This is a genomic window from Gudongella ferriphila, from assembly GCF_046224405.1.
In the GTDB taxonomy this organism is placed as follows: Bacteria; Bacillota; Clostridia; order Tissierellales; family Tissierellaceae; genus Gudongella.
Window position 1 is genome coordinate 56,168 of the sequence record NZ_JBJXRK010000002.1, and the last position, 17,158, is coordinate 73,325.

Annotated in this window: 18 protein-coding genes; 7 read left to right on the top strand and 11 right to left on the bottom strand. The window is 43.1% G+C overall.

Going from position 1 to position 17,158, the window contains the following annotated elements:
- Positions 1-231 precede the first annotated feature (231 nt).
- Genes ACKVDP_RS02575 through ACKVDP_RS02595 form a run of 5 tightly spaced genes read left to right on the top strand, consistent with a single transcriptional unit; the run spans position 232 to position 2,960 of the window.
- Positions 232-543: a DUF5320 domain-containing protein gene (locus ACKVDP_RS02575; protein WP_409227240.1), complete on the top strand. Its 312-nt coding sequence runs from the start codon at positions 232-234 to the stop codon at positions 541-543.
- Between the two features lie 11 nt (positions 544-554).
- Positions 555-914 carry a NifB/NifX family molybdenum-iron cluster-binding protein gene (locus tag ACKVDP_RS02580; protein ID WP_409227241.1) on the top strand — a complete coding sequence of 120 codons (360 nt, stop codon included), beginning with the start codon at positions 555-557 and terminating at the stop codon, positions 912-914.
- Between the two features lie 2 nt (positions 915-916).
- Positions 917-1,753 carry an ATP-binding protein gene (locus tag ACKVDP_RS02585; RefSeq protein WP_409227242.1) on the top strand — a complete coding sequence of 279 codons (837 nt, stop codon included), beginning with the start codon at positions 917-919 and terminating at the stop codon, positions 1,751-1,753.
- Positions 1,750-2,625 carry a nucleotide-binding protein gene (locus ACKVDP_RS02590; protein WP_409227243.1) on the top strand — a complete coding sequence of 292 codons (876 nt, stop codon included), beginning with the start codon at positions 1,750-1,752 and terminating at the stop codon, positions 2,623-2,625. Before ACKVDP_RS02585 ends, ACKVDP_RS02590 begins: the two co-directional genes overlap by 4 nt.
- Complete coding sequence (locus ACKVDP_RS02595) at positions 2,622-2,960, top strand: NifB/NifX family molybdenum-iron cluster-binding protein (protein ID WP_409227244.1); 339 nt, start codon at positions 2,622-2,624, stop codon at positions 2,958-2,960. Before ACKVDP_RS02590 ends, ACKVDP_RS02595 begins: the two co-directional genes overlap by 4 nt.
- Before the next feature lie 45 nt (positions 2,961-3,005).
- Here the strand turns inward: ACKVDP_RS02595 and ACKVDP_RS02600 are convergent, their stop codons facing one another.
- The 10 genes from ACKVDP_RS02600 to ACKVDP_RS02645 form a co-directional block, all read right to left on the bottom strand.
- On the bottom strand, positions 3,006-4,328 hold the full coding sequence (locus tag ACKVDP_RS02600; protein WP_409227245.1) for a glutathionylspermidine synthase family protein: 1,323 nt from the start codon (positions 4,326-4,328) through the stop codon (positions 3,006-3,008).
- A gap of 12 nt (positions 4,329-4,340) precedes the next feature.
- Positions 4,341-5,627 carry a glutamate--cysteine ligase gene (locus ACKVDP_RS02605; RefSeq protein ID WP_409227246.1) on the bottom strand — a complete coding sequence of 429 codons (1,287 nt, stop codon included), beginning with the start codon at positions 5,625-5,627 and terminating at the stop codon, positions 4,341-4,343.
- Entirely contained in the window at positions 5,617-6,816 is a 1,200-nt protein-coding gene (locus tag ACKVDP_RS02610) for a cation diffusion facilitator family transporter (protein WP_409227247.1), read from the bottom strand. The genes ACKVDP_RS02605 and ACKVDP_RS02610 overlap by 11 nt, the downstream gene beginning before the upstream one ends.
- Before the next feature lie 163 nt (positions 6,817-6,979).
- Entirely contained in the window at positions 6,980-7,852 is an 873-nt protein-coding gene (locus ACKVDP_RS02615; protein WP_409227248.1) for a YitT family protein, read from the bottom strand.
- A gap of 128 nt (positions 7,853-7,980) precedes the next feature.
- On the bottom strand, positions 7,981-9,654 hold the full coding sequence (gene hcp, locus ACKVDP_RS02620) for a hydroxylamine reductase (RefSeq protein ID WP_409227249.1): 1,674 nt from the start codon (positions 9,652-9,654) through the stop codon (positions 7,981-7,983).
- 347 nt (positions 9,655-10,001) lie between these two features.
- Positions 10,002-10,247, bottom strand: coding sequence for a hypothetical protein (locus tag ACKVDP_RS02625; protein ID WP_409227250.1), 246 nt, complete (start codon positions 10,245-10,247; stop codon positions 10,002-10,004).
- Positions 10,248-10,449: 202 nt separating this feature from the next.
- On the bottom strand, positions 10,450-10,692 hold the full coding sequence (locus ACKVDP_RS02630) for a hypothetical protein (RefSeq protein ID WP_409227251.1): 243 nt from the start codon (positions 10,690-10,692) through the stop codon (positions 10,450-10,452).
- Between the two features lie 43 nt (positions 10,693-10,735).
- Entirely contained in the window at positions 10,736-11,728 is a 993-nt protein-coding gene (locus tag ACKVDP_RS02635; RefSeq protein WP_409227252.1) for an ATP-binding cassette domain-containing protein, read from the bottom strand.
- Positions 11,721-12,422 (bottom strand): GTP-binding protein, encoded by a 702-nt coding sequence (locus ACKVDP_RS02640; RefSeq protein ID WP_409227253.1) that lies wholly within the window; start codon positions 12,420-12,422, stop codon positions 11,721-11,723. Before ACKVDP_RS02640 ends, ACKVDP_RS02635 begins: the two co-directional genes overlap by 8 nt.
- Positions 12,423-13,667 carry an ABC transporter substrate-binding protein gene (locus tag ACKVDP_RS02645; RefSeq protein ID WP_409227254.1) on the bottom strand — a complete coding sequence of 415 codons (1,245 nt, stop codon included), beginning with the start codon at positions 13,665-13,667 and terminating at the stop codon, positions 12,423-12,425.
- A 205-nt stretch (positions 13,668-13,872) separates the two neighbouring features.
- Between ACKVDP_RS02645 and ACKVDP_RS02650 the strand changes: the two genes are divergently transcribed.
- Together ACKVDP_RS02650 and ACKVDP_RS02655 are read left to right on the top strand one after the other, a co-directional pair.
- A complete protein-coding gene (locus ACKVDP_RS02650) occupies positions 13,873-15,363 on the top strand; it encodes a DUF1538 domain-containing protein (RefSeq protein ID WP_409227255.1) in 1,491 nt (496 codons plus the stop codon).
- Complete coding sequence (locus tag ACKVDP_RS02655; RefSeq protein WP_409227256.1) at positions 15,353-16,018, top strand: P-II family nitrogen regulator; 666 nt, start codon at positions 15,353-15,355, stop codon at positions 16,016-16,018. Before ACKVDP_RS02650 ends, ACKVDP_RS02655 begins: the two co-directional genes overlap by 11 nt.
- Positions 16,019-16,042: 24 nt before the next feature.
- Here the strand turns inward: ACKVDP_RS02655 and ACKVDP_RS02660 are convergent, their stop codons facing one another.
- The gene (locus ACKVDP_RS02660) at positions 16,043-17,158 is read right to left on the bottom strand and encodes a chromate transporter (RefSeq protein ID WP_409227257.1); all 1,116 of its coding nucleotides are present in this window, start codon (positions 17,156-17,158) and stop codon (positions 16,043-16,045) included.

Genomic DNA, 17,158 nt, shown 5'->3' on the forward strand with positions numbered 1-17,158 from the left:
AATTTTGTTTGTACACTAAAATAACAGGCGGTGCATTTAACACCCGCCTATTTTAAATTCATCTATGTTTTGTTACATACTTTGTCACTTACAGTATACTATATAGCAGCCAAGATTCCAACTCCATTCCAAGGATATCTTTTTTGTGTTTGATATTGACATATGTTCATAAAAGGGTATAATGAATGTAGAGGTAGATAATCATTATCAATTACAAAAGGAGGATTAATTATGCCTAGATTTGATATGTCAGGACCAATTGGCGCTGGCCCATTTACCGGTAGAGGTATGGGGTATTGTGCTCAAAGAGCTTATGGAGGCATGGGCTACGGAAGAGGCGTTGGCTATGGACGTGGTATGGGATATGGAAGAGACGTTGGCTATGGACGTGGCATGGGTTTTCGAAGAGGACCAGTGTTTGGTCCGGCTTATTACGATATGCCCGCAGGAACCGAAAAGGATTTACTGGAAGAGGATAAGGCATTTCTTGAAGAGCAACTTGCCGCAGTCAAGGAAGCTCTAGCAAAAATGGACACTGAATAGGAGGTCATGGAATGATAATAGGTATACCAGCAGATATTGAGGACATGGATGGACCCGTTAGCGGTTCCTTCGGAAGAGCACCATATTATTTTATCTATGACAATGAGAAAAAAATAGGACATTTTGTCCAGAATACCGCGGCCAACGCACAGGGTGGAGCTGGTGTCAAGGCTGCACAGATCCTTGTGGATCAAAAGGTGGAAGTGGCCATATCTCCTCAACTTGGAGAAAATGCAGCCATGGTCTTGCGGGATGCAAATATTGAATTGTTCATGCCAGAGGATGGAAGTCTTATGGATAATGTGCTCCTGTTTAAAGATGGCAAGCTTGAGCAGCTGAATAATATCCATGAAGGATTCCACAAGCACTAGAAATGAAAATAGCGGTTTTAAGTGGTAAGGGAGGCACTGGAAAGACCTTTGTATCCACAAATCTAGCCAGAGTTATTGAAAGCTCAATATATCTGGACTGTGATGTGGAGGAACCAAACGGCCATCTGTTTCTAAGGGGTCCGGTACTTGAGACCGATCCAGTTGCTCTCCCTATACCTGTGGTTGATGATAAGCTTTGTGACGGTTGCAAAAAGTGTGTGGATTTTTGTCAGTTCAACGCTCTTGCATATACTGGACAGAGGGTTATTGTTTTTGACAAGATATGTCATTCCTGTGGTGGTTGTGAGATTATATGTCCTCAAAATGCAATCAAGGAGATTCCCAGAGAAATAGGGAAAATTGAAAAACGGTCCTATGAAGATACAACACTTTACACTGGAATGCTAAACACAGGTGAAGAGTCAGGAACCTCAATTATTGGCGACCTGCTCAAGAAGGTTTCTGAAGAGGACTCAGTGGTTATTGACTGTCCTCCTGGAAGCTCTTGTGTTGTTATGGATTCCATTAAGGATGCTGATTATTGCGTTCTTGTTGCCGAACCTTCAATATTCGGGGCCCATAACCTGAAAATGGTGCACCAGTTGGTTAAGCTCTTTGAAAAACCCTTGGGAATTGTCCTGAATAAAACCTTGGGAGATGAAAACCCTTCAGAGGACTACTGCAGGGAGAACGGACTGGATATTCTACTCCGGATTCCATGGAGCGACGAGCTTGGAAGGTATAACGCAGAAGGAATGATTGCGGCTGAGCAAAAGGATGAATACTGGCAGATGTTTTCCGACCTTCTCCACCGAATAAAAGAGGAGGTGAAGGGATGAAGCAGGTATTGGTACTTAGTGGAAAGGGTGGTACCGGCAAGACCACACTTTCCAGTTCAATGATAAAACTCTCCGGAGCAAAGGCATATGCCGACTGCGATGTTGATGCTCCAAACCTTCATCTGGCATTGGAGGAAACCTTGGAACCAAAAAATTCCGACTTCTACGGACTGCCGGTTGCACAGATCCATAGTGAAAAATGTGTATCCTGTGACCTGTGCAGGCAGAAATGCCGGTTTGATGCAATCAATGTAAAAGATGTTTATTCTGTTGACAAATATGCTTGCGAAGGCTGTGCAGTATGCCAGCTTGTATGTCCGGCTGATGCCATAGAGATGATTCCGAGAATTACGGGTCATCTGCAGCTGTACCAAAATGATCATGTATTCTCGACAGCTGAGCTTTGTATGGGCAGTGGAAATTCAGGTCTCCTGGTGACTGAAGTTAAGAAAGGTATCAAAGACTGGAAGGAAAAGGCTACCTTGGCAATAATTGACGGTTCACCTGGAATAGGCTGTCCCGTAATCGCATCAATAAGCGGTGTTGATTTGGTCCTTCTGGTTACGGAGCCCACACTATCCGGCTTCAGCGACATGGAGAGGATCGTTGAGACCTCAAGAGGATTTCCTGCAAAAATTGCAGTGTGTATCAACAAATATGATCTTCATTTGGGAAATACTGAAAAAATAGAAAAATATTGTATGGAAAATGATATTTCATTCCTTGGAAGGATACCATTTGACTCTGATGCGGTTAGTCTGTTGAACAGTGGTAAAACCCTGGTTGATAAGAAGGGACCTGCAAGGGATGCAATAGAAGAGATTTTGACAGGGGTATTGGGATTGATCAATTTAAAGGAGGACGAAATATGAAGATAGCCATAGCAGCCGACAATAAGAATGTAGCTCAGCATTTTGGACACTGTGAAGCCTTTGAGTGCTTTACTACTGATGGGAATGGCGTGACCGGGTGGGATACGATTAAAAACCCAGGGCACAAACCAGGTTTTCTCCCAGTGTATCTTCACGAAAGGGGCATTGATGTAATAATTGCAGGGGGAATGGGTCAAAGTGCTGCAGACCTGTTCACTAGAAATGGAATCAAGGTAATCTGTGGTGCCTCGGGGCCAATTGAAAAGGTCGCCGAGAAATATATGGATAACACTCTCCAGTCCACAGGCTCTCTTTGCGAGGACCACAATCATTGATGTATATTCTAACACGTAGAAATGACCGGGATTTCCCGGTCATTTCTACGTGTTGGCAATCATATTCGGTGCACAGTAGTAATCTGTAACTCCAGATATGATATTGTTTTTCCCAAGTCTTGTATATAGTCCACTGTACTTCCTGTTATACATGAATATCCCTACAATGGAACCTAGACTCTCTTTCTTGAATCTTCCATCTTCATATACGACAAATTCCCTTTGATAGGGGTCAACGAACTCCTGGTAGATAAAGTCCTTGTTGAAGGTATCTTTAAGTATTGATTCCCACTTATCCTCCCTAAAATCCCTTCCTGGATATACCCCCTGTGAGGCATTCATATCCATGGGCTTGATAATGTATTTATCCTTGTTCAGGAGCACCTCTTCAAATACTTCCTCTTCCCCCTGGAAAATACCTGTAAAAGGAATGTGTCTTTTTACAAATTCCCTTTGCCCCTCCTCAAGGCCCTCCAAGGTATCCTGATCATGAAGTATCTTGAAGAAAATCTTGTTATGGATCACCTGAGATCGTATTGTCCCCACCACACAGACTGCATCATCCATGTAGGCATCCACAAAGTCCCTAGCCTGTTCATATTTTTCAATAAGCTCAAAAGTAACAATTCTCCTGTACACAAGGTCTATCCTGTAGTCTTGGTGGTAGAGACCTCCATCCATGTATTTCAGGTCTCTGGGATCTGCAATGATGCAGCTGTAACCGGCCTTTTCATAGGTTTCCTTGAACAGCTGAAATTCTGCTGATGTTCCACTTTCCGTAAAATCCACAATTGCTACCCTTGGCTTCCTCCCAGTGTTGTCCCACTTTTTGTAGATTTTTATGCTCTCATTAACCCAAGTCTCCACAAGTTCCGGATTTCTCACCGGATGTTCCTTGACGAAATCTTCCATGGCTCTTGATCTGAGGAGTATCTTTCCAATGGTATTATCCTCATTCATGGCTGAGGAACCGTCGGTGTTAAGCTCACAGAACTTGAAGTTTTCCCTATCCCCGTAAAACACATCAAATCTTCCTATTGGTACATGAACCCCATATTTGTTTTCCCTTAAAATCATTCTTTCGATAAAGTCTGGAAAGCCGAACTTTTTTCTGAAGTCCTCGTCTTGAATATACCTGTCGGTTACACTTTCCCCTATTTCCATCATCATTTTGCCAATCCATTCCAAATCCTCTTCCTCTTTTTTGGAAAAGAACATGGGGTTGTATAGAAATGGCACCGGTTTTCCCTTGTATATGGCAGTTGAACTGGCTACACTCTCAACTGTCTTCTTATAATCCTCCTTATACCTTTCCTGATTGTTCAGAACCATCTGGAGGTACATCTCCTGATATTTTTCTCCTGTCATTGCTTCACCCCATTATTTGTGCATTGCCCACTCTATTGCAAAATGCCTGTCACCCTTCTCAAATCTATCTCTTGTGTGGATATATGGATTCTTCCCCTGGGTGATAAGGTCTTCAAGAGGTTTGAGGTATTCCTTCTCCTCCAGGTCAAGTCCTTCCTCTGCCAGCTCAAGCATCCACTTGCCTATCTGTATTAATGTTCTACCATCAAGGGTGGCATCCATACCCTTTTCAAGGATCTCAACCTTTGTCTCCTGTACCTTGTCAATGGTTATTCCCTCAACAAATTCAACCAGCTTGTCCAGGTTGTCCTCATTGTATAATAGACCCTTAACCAGTGCGACCGCTGAAAAGTTAAGTGGATATGGAATGGAATCCATCATTCTTATCTCAATATATTTCTTTGTCCTGACATCTGGGAAGAACATTGTCATCAGATGCTCCAGCTCATCAAGTTCCGTTTGTTCAGGGTCCAAGATGTCCTTGACCTTATCCTCTCCAGTTGGTATTATCTCTCCATCCCTAACGGTGAATATTGGAGGCTTCTCAAGTATATATCTTGCATAATCCCTGTAGCCGAAACCCTCATCCAGAGCTCCCTCCACAATCCCTGCCCTGTCGTTGTCGCAGTTCATCCAGACATAGGCCCTTAAATTGTGAGTTTTACAGGGCTCTCCCTCGAAAAACAGGGCATTTTCAAAAATTCCATAGAATACCGGAGCCAGAGCATTGAGCACCCGGAATTTCTTATGGTAATCCTCTTCGTCACAATAATCAATGGTCACCTGGAATGCACCTGTTCCCTTCATCATGTTATGTGCATGTGAACCCTTTGTTTTGAAATAATTGAACATTAGGTCATATCTTTTTTTTGGAAGCAGCTTGATTTCGTCTATCCTTGTCACAGGATGATACCCAAGAGTTACAAGCACCTGATTTCTCCTTTCAAGAAGGGGTGTTATTTCATTTAAAAACTCAAGATAGCCCTTCTCCAGATCCTTTATATCCCTTGCGGAGTCTATGCTAACCTCAAGCTGACTGCCTGGCTCAAGAGTTATTGCAATATCATTCTTCCTGAGTCCGAGAAGATGTTCATCTTCATAGGTTCCTACCCAGCCATTTGGTAAAAGTTCCAAGAGGATTTCCTCGACTCCGTCCTTTCCGTAGTAGGAAACTGACTTCAGAGAGTCCCTCCAGATTACAAAGTGCTCCATTTCGACTCCGACTCTAAACTCCTCCTTCTTTTTTTCACCACTTCGTATATATTTTTCAATCATATCCAATTTCTTTTTATATGTCATTTTCCCTCTCCCCATGAAAATCAATATCTAGAATTATTCTGCAACCAAATCCATCAATCTCATCATCAACAGCTTTTTCCAGCTCCTGCTTAAGGCTGTTATAATCTCGGTCTCCTGAAAGCTTGCCGTCGGTTACAACAACATGGAATTCAACAGTTTTATCCTTCCCTTCGCCCAATATGTGAAAATCGTGGATTGAGTGCACCCTGTCATCTTCCTTGATGATTTTTTTTACCTTCTGCCTCAGCTGGTATCTCTCTTCACTTTCAGGTCCAAGGGGATCCATGTGAATTACCAGGGTCATATCATACTTGTCTCCAATGTCCCTCTCAGCCTGATCTATAACATCGTGTATGGTTATTACATCTATTGATGCGGGAAACTCAACATCTATGGTGCCCATTGTCCTGCCTGCCCCATAGGTATGAATAACCAGGTCATGAGCTCCAGTAATGTATCTGTACTTCATTATATCCTCATATATTCCTTGAATCATTCCTTCAGGTGGAGCTTCTCCAATAAGGGGACTCATGGTATCCTTTACCAGATTGTATCCTGCAAATATTATGAACAGAGATACAATCACTCCAACTACCCCATCCACCGGCAGTGTGGTGATCTGGCCAAGCAAAATGGATAACACAACCACAGAGGTTATTAGAACATCACCCATGGCATCTGTAGCCGTAGCTTTCAATCCTTTGGAATTGATCCTATCACCAAGATCCTTGTTGAATATTGCCAGCCATATCTTAAAGAGAATTGAGACCACCAGTATGGAGAATGTTACTATCTCAAACTGCACAGCCTTGGGCTCAATGATCCTTTCCACAGAGGAACGAATAAACTGAACCCCAACTATGATAACCATAAATGCCACTATCATTGCGGAGATGTACTCCACCCTTCCGTGTCCATATGGGTGTTCCTTGTCTGCAGGCCTGCCTGAAATCCTGAAGCCCACCAAGGTGACTATGGATGACGCCGAGTCAGCCAAATTGTTGACTCCATCAGCCACCACCCCAATGGAAGATATGAGCAATCCAATTGTTATCTTAATGATTGTAAGCAATATATTTACAATAACTCCCACAATCCCTGCTAGATAACCTACGCTTCTTCTTGTTCCGGGATCCTGGTAGTTGACTTTGTCCTTGAGAATTTTTTTAAGTAACCAATTAGTGAACATATTATCCTCCAGTCTTTGCTGCTTATCTTAGTGTATTTACCCTTATCTTGCAGTTTGATAACAGCTGATTTTGAACAATGGCCGCCATTTGTCCATTAGGGATGAAGTGAGACCTTACTTTAAAAATAAAAATTGAAGGTCAGGATATTAGCATCCTGACCTTCTAGATTCCCTCATTCACAAAACCACTGCCCCTGACTTCAACCACATCATTGATGGTTAGAAATGCCGTAGGGTCAATTTTATCCACAAGTGCTTTTAGCTTAACAACCTCATTTGAGTTTACAATGCAATAGATAACCTTCTTGCCCTGCTTTGTATAGGCCCCTGTCCCTTCCAGCAGAGTCACTCCCCTGTGAAGTCTGGTTAAAATCTCACTTGATAATTCCTCAGATTTATCCGATATTATGAACACGTTCTTTCTAACGTTTAAACCCATCTGAACCTTGTCCACCACCTGATAGCCCACATACATGGCGATTATTGTATACATTGCCGATGAAAATCCAAACAGCACTGAGGAGATAGAAACGATGGTGGTGTTTAGGATCATCAGTCCTGTGCTGATATTAAGATTGAACTTTTTCTTTATTATGGTTGCAATTATATCCAATCCACCCTGACATAGCCTGTTCCTAAACATCAAGCCCATGCCCACTCCATTCAATACCCCGCCAAATACAGCTCCAAGAATAATATCCTCAATAACAAAATACCTTCCGATATCTTCTGTCACTGTAAGCAGTGTAGAAAAAGTCATCATTGAAATAAAAGCATAGACTATGAACTCCCGATCCACCATCTTAGCCCCAATGATAAAAATTGGGACATTAATCAGGAACACGGTTACTCCAGTTGGAAAGTCCAAAAGATACCGTAGCATTAGGGCAATACCACCTACACCCCCGCTTAGTAACTGGCTGGGAATAAAGAATGCATTGAAAGCAACTGCACACATGAGATTTCCAAGTACTATGAAAAACAATTTCCTGAAAACCTTGGTTTTGTTCATCTCTAATTTTTGACTGAGTATCATCTTGTTTTCTTACCTTCTTCTCTTATATTTGTGACAACAATAGTACTATATGATGAAAATAGATATTTGTAAAGCACAAAAACCCCACCGAAAGTATTTCGGTGAGGTTTTCTATAAATAAGGGGAGATTATGCGTTTGCTGCTTCTCCTAGGAACATGTTGATGTCGTTCTCAACATCTGATATTGTACCTATTCCGAATGTATCAACCAATACCTTAGCAACATTAGGTGACAGGAATGCCGGCAATGTAGGTCCAAGGTGAATGTTCTTCACTCCAAGGGACAAAAGTGCCAACAATACAATAACAGCCTTTTGCTCATACCATGCAATGTTGTATGCTATTGGCAAATCGTTTATATCGTTTAGTTCGAATATCTCCTTAAGCTTCATGGCAATCACTGCAAGTGAATATGAGTCGTTGCACTGTCCTGCATCAAGTACTCTTGGTATTCCATTGATGTCTCCAAGGTTCAACTTGTTGTATCTGTACTTGGCACAGCCTGCAGTAAGGATTACAGTATCCTTTGGAAGAGCGGATGCAAAGTCAGTATAGTAGCTTCTCTTGCCTTGTCTTCCATCACAACCAGCCATTACAAAGAATTTCTTTATTGCTCCGGTCTTTACAGCCTCAACAACCTTGTCAGCAAGGGCAAATACCTGTGCATGAGCGAATCCGCCTACTATCTTGCCGGTCTCTATTTCAGTGGGTGCCGGAAGTCTCTTTGCATGCTCAATGACTTCTGAGAAATCCTTTGGTTGCCCGTCCACCCTGTCTGGAATATGCTTGAAGCCTGGGTATCCTGATGACCCTGTTGTGTAGACCCTGTCAGCATATTCTGCCTTTGGAGGCACGATACAGTTTGTTGTAAACAGGATTGCTCCGTTAAACTTCTCAAACTCTTCCTTCTGCATCCACCATGAGTTTCCGTAGTTTCCTACAAAGTGCTCATATTTCTTGAATGATGGATAATAGTTTGCTGGAAGCATCTCACTATGTGTGTATATGTCAACTCCGCTGTCCTTTGTCTGTTCCAAAAGCTCCTCGAAATCCTTCAGGTCGTGGCCTGATACAAGAATAGCCGGGTTGCTTCTTACTCCGATGTTAACTTCACTTATCTCAGGGTTTCCGTAGGTTGAAGTGTTGGCCTTGTCAAGAAGTGCCATGGTCTGAACTCCGAATTTACCTGTCTCAAGTGTAAGGGCAACTAGGTCATCAGCGCTCAGGCTGTCATCCATGGTTGCAACAAGTGCCTTTCTTATGAACTTTGAAATCTCTTCATCCTCGAAGCCTAGGTTGTCAGCGTGCTCAGCATATGCTGCCATTCCCTTCAGTCCGTAGATTATCAACTCCCTAAGTGATCTAACATCCTCGTTTTCTGTTGCAAGAACACTTACCTCAGCGCTGTTTGACTTGAATACAATCTCATCGTCACTGTTTACGGTGAATGTTGCTGCATCCTTCAAATCTCCCAGGTCCACGCCTTTTTCCTTAAGTACTGATTTAAGTTCATCCCTCTTTTTAAGTACAAGCTTGATACCTTCAAAGAATCTGTCCTTGTCGAAGTTTGCATTGGTTATTGTCATAAACAAGCCATCAATTATTTGTCTGTCAAGTCCCTCCATCTTGTACCCGATCTCATCAGCCTTCAAGCCCACTTCTGAAAGTCCCTTTAGTCCGTAGATCATAAGGTCCTGAAGGTTTGCAACCTCACTTGTCTTTCCACACATACCTACCTTTGTACATCCAATTCCACCAGCCGCTTCCTGGCACTGATAGCAAAACATCTTATTCTCAGCCATATTATCAATTCCTCCTTATTAAAAACTTTCTCTAACGTTACTCACAAGGACTATTATAATAGATACCCAGTGCAAACACCGTAACACACGTTACCATTGGTGAAAAAAGTTGTGTGGAAAAATACACCCATGCACAACCTCATTTTTTTGGTTATGCCATGTTTTTTTCAGGTAACCGGTTACGGTGTTTAGCCATTTTTAGATTCAGTTGGAATTGTTTTACCGCTTGCTTTATAAGAATAGTTTTATACCCTAAGCTACTCATACCAACAAAGCTCATAAAAACAAGTGATTCTTGGACCCCTTGTTTCTTTGTTGAACAAAAAATCTTCTTATGGGCTTACTGGCTATTGTTCTGATTCAATTACCATTATACTTGTGAACACACCGTAGCAGCGTGCAACACCATTTTCACCAACTTTACCTTGAGCTAACATTTGTTCTCCATTGTGCTCAAAAAACAGGTCAAATAGTTGGGAACCCTCAAAATCATACTCCATAAGCTCGTCAAAAATTATCCTTTTCATCTCTTCAACATTATAACCCTTCTCCTTCAACTCCAAGACAATTTTCTGGTCTAATTTTAATTCCATCAAATCCCTCCTTTGTATAATTATACAACAGAATGCCTTTAAATGAACATATAACTTGACCTGACCCCTATTTTCCCAAGTCCCATTAAAGCCCTCCAGACTTGATTCTCCTAGACAATGGTTGAAAGAAACACAAAACTCCCCCTATCCTTAGATATGGGGGAGAATTAATCAATTCCGCGCTTATCAAGCTATGACAAGCCTAATAATTCTTTCCTGCTGCCTTAATCCTTTCAGGATAGGCTGTCGAACATGGCGTCACTCCATAGACCATCTCGCAGCTTGGGCATTTTGTTTCAAGGTGGGTCATTTCAAAATCGTTGCCGCACTCTATACACTTAATTGTAACTCCTGGTGGCATGGGTCTTGTGTTAAAGCCCATTGATCTTATTTTATCAACTACTGCCTTACCGCTTCCAAAACTTCCTGTACATCCGTCATGCATGATATTACTCCTCCTATTATTCTTCCGATTATTTTTCTTTCAGCTATATACTCAAGGATTCCCCATTCCTAAGGCTTGATCTCATATTCTGGATGTAGGTATCCATCTTTTCAAGCCTGAGCAGAATCTCCTTTTCCTCTTCTGTCGTTTCAATGATCTTAGCTATCCCACCGTTTCTGATGATTATCCTCTTGTCTGCAATAAGGGCCAATGTGGGGTCGTGTGTTGCCATTAGGACAATCTTGTCCTCATCTATCAAAAGATTTAGTGCCTTTCTCCTGTCTATACCTGCATTCTCAATTTCATCGATTAGGACGATAGGAGAGGAGCTAAGTATTGCAGTATCTGCAATCATAAGGGCTCTGGATTGACCTCCACTCAAAGCTGTCACTGGAGTGTCCAGCTGGAACTTCTCCCCTGCCAGACTGTTTGCTGCCTGGATTATCCTTTGAATGGTCCCTTCTATGTCCTCAACCAGCCTGCTTTCAGCATGGAGCTGCAGGAATTCCATTACTGTAAGGTCCATGACAAAGTTCATGTTTTGTGAAAGCTGTGCTACCAGCTTGTTGTTTGATGAGAATCTCCATTTCTTGTCTGGAAGCTCATCATTTATAAGGATGCTCCTTCCGGTTGGGGTATCCTTTTGTGCCGTCCACTCAATGTCCGCCAGAAGCCTTGACTTCCCTGCTCCAGTGGGTCCAACGATTGAAATTATCTGCGAGGTGTTGATTGTAAGTTCATTAAAACCTTCCGGTTCGCCTGATTTGTCAAACCCTGGGAGGATAGTCAGTGACCTTACTCCAACCTCCTCCTTTATTCCAAGAAACTCCTTCATCTGATTTATGAAAATATCAAGATTCCCTAGAAGCTCATCCTTGTCCATTGCCAGATCCTCAACCTGCTCATGGGTGAATCCATTCAGGAACTCCTCAAATGTCTTATCCTTATAATCTTCTATATCCAGTTTGTTCTCAACAAAATAGCTCATGGCAAAGGGATACTTATCCAGAATTTGGCCAATTGTCAATTTACTCATCCATATCACCCAGCTCAATCTTTCTAACATTTCCCATTTGGAAGTCGTCTCCGATCCTTGTCTCCCCTAGGCAGTATGAACAAAGAGCCGATGGCATCGGATATCTGAGCTCCATTCCCGTCACCGTCTCCAACTCTTCATCCTCATCATATAGGAGGGTACTTAACTCAAATGCCCCCTGCCCTGTAAGGCCGTTTATGTGCATTGTCATGGCCTTTGGATTTACGGAATTCACCTTTGATGCAAATACCTCCCTTTCAGCCTGGGATACGATGTCTCCCTTGGTGATCACAACAATGTCTGCAGCCTTGAGCATAGGCCCAATCTTCTTGGGTGTGTTTATCCCTGAAAGGTTGTCAATCACACACACCCCCTTGATGGATTTGATGTAGGGTGAACATCTGTTGCAAAGTCCTGCGGACTCCGTTATGAGAAGGTCCAGTCCTGTTTTCCTTCCCCACTGGACAACCTCCTCGATATTCGAGGCAAAATAGTGGTCAGGACACAATGCTCCTGAAAGACCTTTCTTGACAGGTATTCCTGCCTTTTCATAAAGGACGTCGTCATCTGTACTCAGGCAGTCAAATTTTACAACACCTACTTGAAGGTCCCTCTTTCTCATGGCTTCAATTGTCTTTAGTATTATACTGGTCTTCCCTGATGAGGGAGGACCTGAAAATATAACTAGATTCATCTATTTCACACCTGCTTCCTCATTGAAGATATCCATCAACTCCCTGATCAATGCTCCCAGATCAGGATGACTGTTGATATAGTCCCAGCCAATCCACATGAAGCCCTGATCCTCTGTTAGCCCATTTTCAACCTCCGGATGAGTTGAAGGGAATTTACCGCTTGTGGCCAGCATCTGACCAACCTCCCTTGACATGAAGAAGTCCACAAGGGGCTTTACCTTCTCCCTGCTGGCTTCTTTGGAAAGAAGGAATATGGGGCTAATGACTGCACCCTCCTTGGGCCATACCGGTTTAAGTGGACTTTCCTCCCTTACCATCTTGGCAAACAGATAGGGCATTACTGTAACGGCAGGTATTCCTGAGGATGTGTTTCTAACATTGGACTTAACCATCTCAGCTGGAGTCATGCTTCTCATGTGGGCCCTTCCAAGCCTTCTTATTCCATCCTCTCCAAATTCCTTGTGTATGCTCAAGAGAAGGGCATTGAAAAGGTCGAAGTCATTCAGTGGCAGTGAAATTGAATTCTCGAACTCTCCACTTAAAAGGTCCTCCCATGATAGGGGCATCGCTCTTCCTTTTAGCTCTTCGGAGTTTACCAGAAACACAGCAGGCACAACAGCCAGTGTTGTGTACTGACCCTTGGGGTCCTTAAGGGATATCCTATCATTGTCAAAATTCCTGTTCAGGCTTTCAAAGCCTGACATGTCCTTAAATACACCTTGTGATTTGAACTTGCCCATAAGCTTCTCGTCAAAGAAAAGGTCAAATCCGGCTGACATGAAAAGGTCGGCTATATCATCTGCAGTAGCCTTCTCCATCTCATCCCTTATCCAATCAACGCCTATGTTGGCTGCCTTAAGCTCATAATCAATCCTGTAGTCAAGATCCTTTTCGTGGTCCTGGAGCCATTTTGTGAAGCTTTCCATCAATGGGATCCTTACGGGACATGGTAAGACTCCAAGGATGCTCACTTCACCATCACCCTTTTCCCTTGCCTGATTAAGGGTTGCATCAACAGATCCCCTGGTCTGCTCGATCACATCCACCAGCTTCTGCTCAAAAAGCTGCAGGTTGACCTTCTTGGTTTTGCAGGCAGTTTCAAGGTTTATTGTCTTGCCCATTGCCTTTCGCATCACCTCGTTCTTAAGGTGCTCAAAGCCGTTTGCTGCAAATACATCAAGGGTCTCCGGGTACCTTTCCGTTATATCGTATACTTTCTCCTTGGGATCAAAGTATTTGTTCATATATTAAAAACCTCCTTATTCTCTCTGTCCATTCTACACTAATATATATCATAGATTCAGTAACAAATGTTACGTTTTTGATTTTTGTTATCAATTGATGGACAAATTCAAATTGTACCATTCAAATGGTACTTATGGGGGAACTTGGGTATATAACTATTCAGATGACCTGAAGGTCCTTTAGGATAGAACTGGATGTGAGCAAATGAACCTGTTGTTGGATAAATTCAAGGAAGTTTCCTTGTCTGTGCTTCCCATAACCTTAATAGTGATACTACTTAACTTTACACTTACCCCACTGGATGGAACAATGCTTCTGACCTTTATTTTCGGTGCCTTTCTAATAGTGGTGGGACTTACCCTGTTTCTTATTGGTGTGGATATTGGGATCGCTCCTCTTGGCAGACTGCTGGGGGCAACCCTTTCCGCCTCAAACAAGGTGTTTCTTGTTGTATTGGCCGGACTGGTCCTGGGCTTTCTCATCTCAATAGCGGAGCCAGGTCTCTTGGTGCTTGCAAGCCAAGTGGATGCGGTAACAAACGGTGGCATAACCAGCACAACACTTTTGGTGGTTGTATCCCTGGGACTTGCAGTGATGGTGGCTTTGGGAATGCTGAGAATTGTATACAACATTCCCCTTTACAAGGTTTTGACTGTTCTTTATGGGATCACATTCCTTCTGGCAATATTTACGCCTTCACAGCTTTTGACAATAGCCTTTGACACGTCAGGGGCGACAACTGGAATTCTTGCAGTCCCATTCATACTGGCACTTTCTGTAGGTGTTTCGGCATTGAAGAAGGACAGCAAGGCTGGAGAGAAGGACAGTTTTGGATTGGTATCAATTGCATCTGTGGGGGCAATAATGTCAGTGATGATTTTAAGCATCTTTTCAGACACCGGTGAGCTTAGCTCCACAATCGCCTTTACGATGCCCCAAACCAAGTCACTCATTGAACCCTTCTCATCCCAACTGTTAAGCATCACCAAGGATAGTGTGATGTCTCTTGCTCCCTTGCTGATTTTACTTGTACTCCTACAAAAGATAAGCTTTAAGCTTGAAAAAAAAGCTTTCGGGAGGCTTCTCAAGGGATTTGTATATTCTTTCCTGGGGCTGGTCCTGTTTATGATGGGGGTTAATGGTGGATTTATGAATGTTGGAACCATTATTGGATACACCCTGGCATCCCGGGAAAGCTACTATTTTCTCATACTCATGGGAACCATTTTGGGAATTGTAACCATGTTGGCAGAACCGGCAGTCTATGTTCTAACACATCAGATTGAGGAGGTCACAAGCGGTTATGTAAAAAGAAGAGCAGTTCTAACTGCCCTAGCACTTGGTGGAGGACTGGCAATTGGCCTGTCAATGCTTAGGATTGTGGTACCTGGCATCCAGCTCTGGCACTATCTGCTGCCGGGCTATGCACTTTCAATCGGCCTAAGCTATGTTGTCCCCAAGCTGTTTGTAGGTATAGCCTTTGATGCCGGTGGGGTTGCCACAGGTCCCATGACGGCAACCTTCATCCTTGCCTTCACACAGGGGGCAGCTGAGGCCATACCCTGGGCCGATGTCCTTTTGGATGGCTTTGGCATGATTGCAATGGTTGCGCTTATGCCAATTCTAACCCTGCAGATACTAGGGATGCTCTTCAGTATAAATTCCAGAAAGGAGGGGGTTGAAAGTGATCGATGACAGAAAATGCTTTGATGAAATAAATCTAATTACAGTTATTGTCAATTTCGGTATGGCCAGCAAGATAATGAAGCATGCAAAAAAGCATGGTGTCACCGGTGGAACCGTTCTTTTGGGAACAGGAACAATCAAAAACCAGCTCTTGGAGTTTCTTGGAATAAATGAAGCCAGAAAGGAAATTGTCCTAATGGCCTCAGATTCCAACACCTCCAAAGCTGCACTTGAAGAGCTGGACAGAAGGTTCAACTTCAGGAAACCAAATCATGGAATTGCCTTTAGCACTTCCATCAGGGGAATTTTCGGTACAAAGGCCATGAAATGCAATGATAATGTGGAAAGAGGTGAAGAGGTGGCAGAATACAATCTTGTAATATCAATCGTGGACAAGGGAAAGGGAGAAATGGTGGTTGATGCGGCAAACAAGGCAGGATCAAGGGGTGCCACCATAATCAACGGCAGGGGATCTGGAATCCATGAGACCAGCAAGGTCTTTGGCATGGAGATTGAACCCGAAAAGGAAGTCGTACTGATAATCTCCCAAAGGGATCTGACAGACGGAATAGTATCCTCCATAAGCACTGATATGAAAATAGATGAACCAGGCAATGGTATCATCTTTGTACAGGATATTGATTCAACCTATGGTTTGTACTAAAAAAGAACCCCGATGGGTTCTTTTTTATATGATCATTTGAACTATCCAGTTGAGCCCCCCTCCTGCTATTATTAGCCAGGCGGTGTTGATATTATACTTCATTATTCCAACCATGCTTCCAATGAAAATCAGGGCTGTTGTAACACTTATGATGGATGACATTCCAAGCTTTACACTGACAACCGCCATCAGCACCAAAGATGCTATATTTACCCCATCCAGGGCACCTGAGAGCCATTTGTTCTCCCTGAGCTTGTATATCAGGGGCTTCAGAAATATGACCAAGATAAAGGCAGGCAGAAATATACCGATTGTCGCAAGGATTGCTCCCTGAAACCCTCCAAGAATGTATCCTATGAAGGTTGCCGTTGTAAACACAGGGCCTGGTGTGAACTGGCCAACAGCCACAGAATCTAGAATCTGCTGCTCGGTTAGAACACCCAGAGTCTCCACAAATTCTGCCTCCAGGAATGCCAGAAGTACATATCCGCTTCCATAGAGCACCGCTCCTATTTTTAGGAAGGTTAGAAAAATCATCGGCAGCGCCAGAGAGTAGGTCTTTCCAAGTATCCTGTCCTTGTTCTTCCATAGCATCATCAAGGCTCCAGCAATGAACAGCAGTGGAATTTCCCCTATCCCCAGAAGATAAACAGCGGCGATGGATACACCAAACAATAGAGCCTCCTTGCTCTTTATTACATTCCTAAACAGTCTGTAGAGTGCATTGATTATTACAGCCATTATGACTGCCTTGACCCCGTCAAGTACCGTTGTCAGCTCGGGAAGAGATCCGTAGGTCACATACATTACCCCAAACACCAACACCAAAAGCATGGCAGGGATGATAAAGGCTCCACCTGCTATGAAAAGTCCAGGTATGCCGCCCCTCTCATAACCAACCAGCATGACCATTTCTGTTGAGTTTGGCCCTGGAATAATGTTGGTAGCCCCCATAAAGTCCATAAACCTGTCCCGTTGAAGCCATTTCTTCTTTTCAATGGCTTCAGTCTCAAGCATGGCTATATGGGCAGCAGGACCTCCAAATGCTAGAAATCCAAGCTTTGTGAAAAGAATCCAGATCTCCTTGAGACGCCCAAATTTTTCTTTTTTTGTAAGCTCATTATAATCTCTGTTATCCAT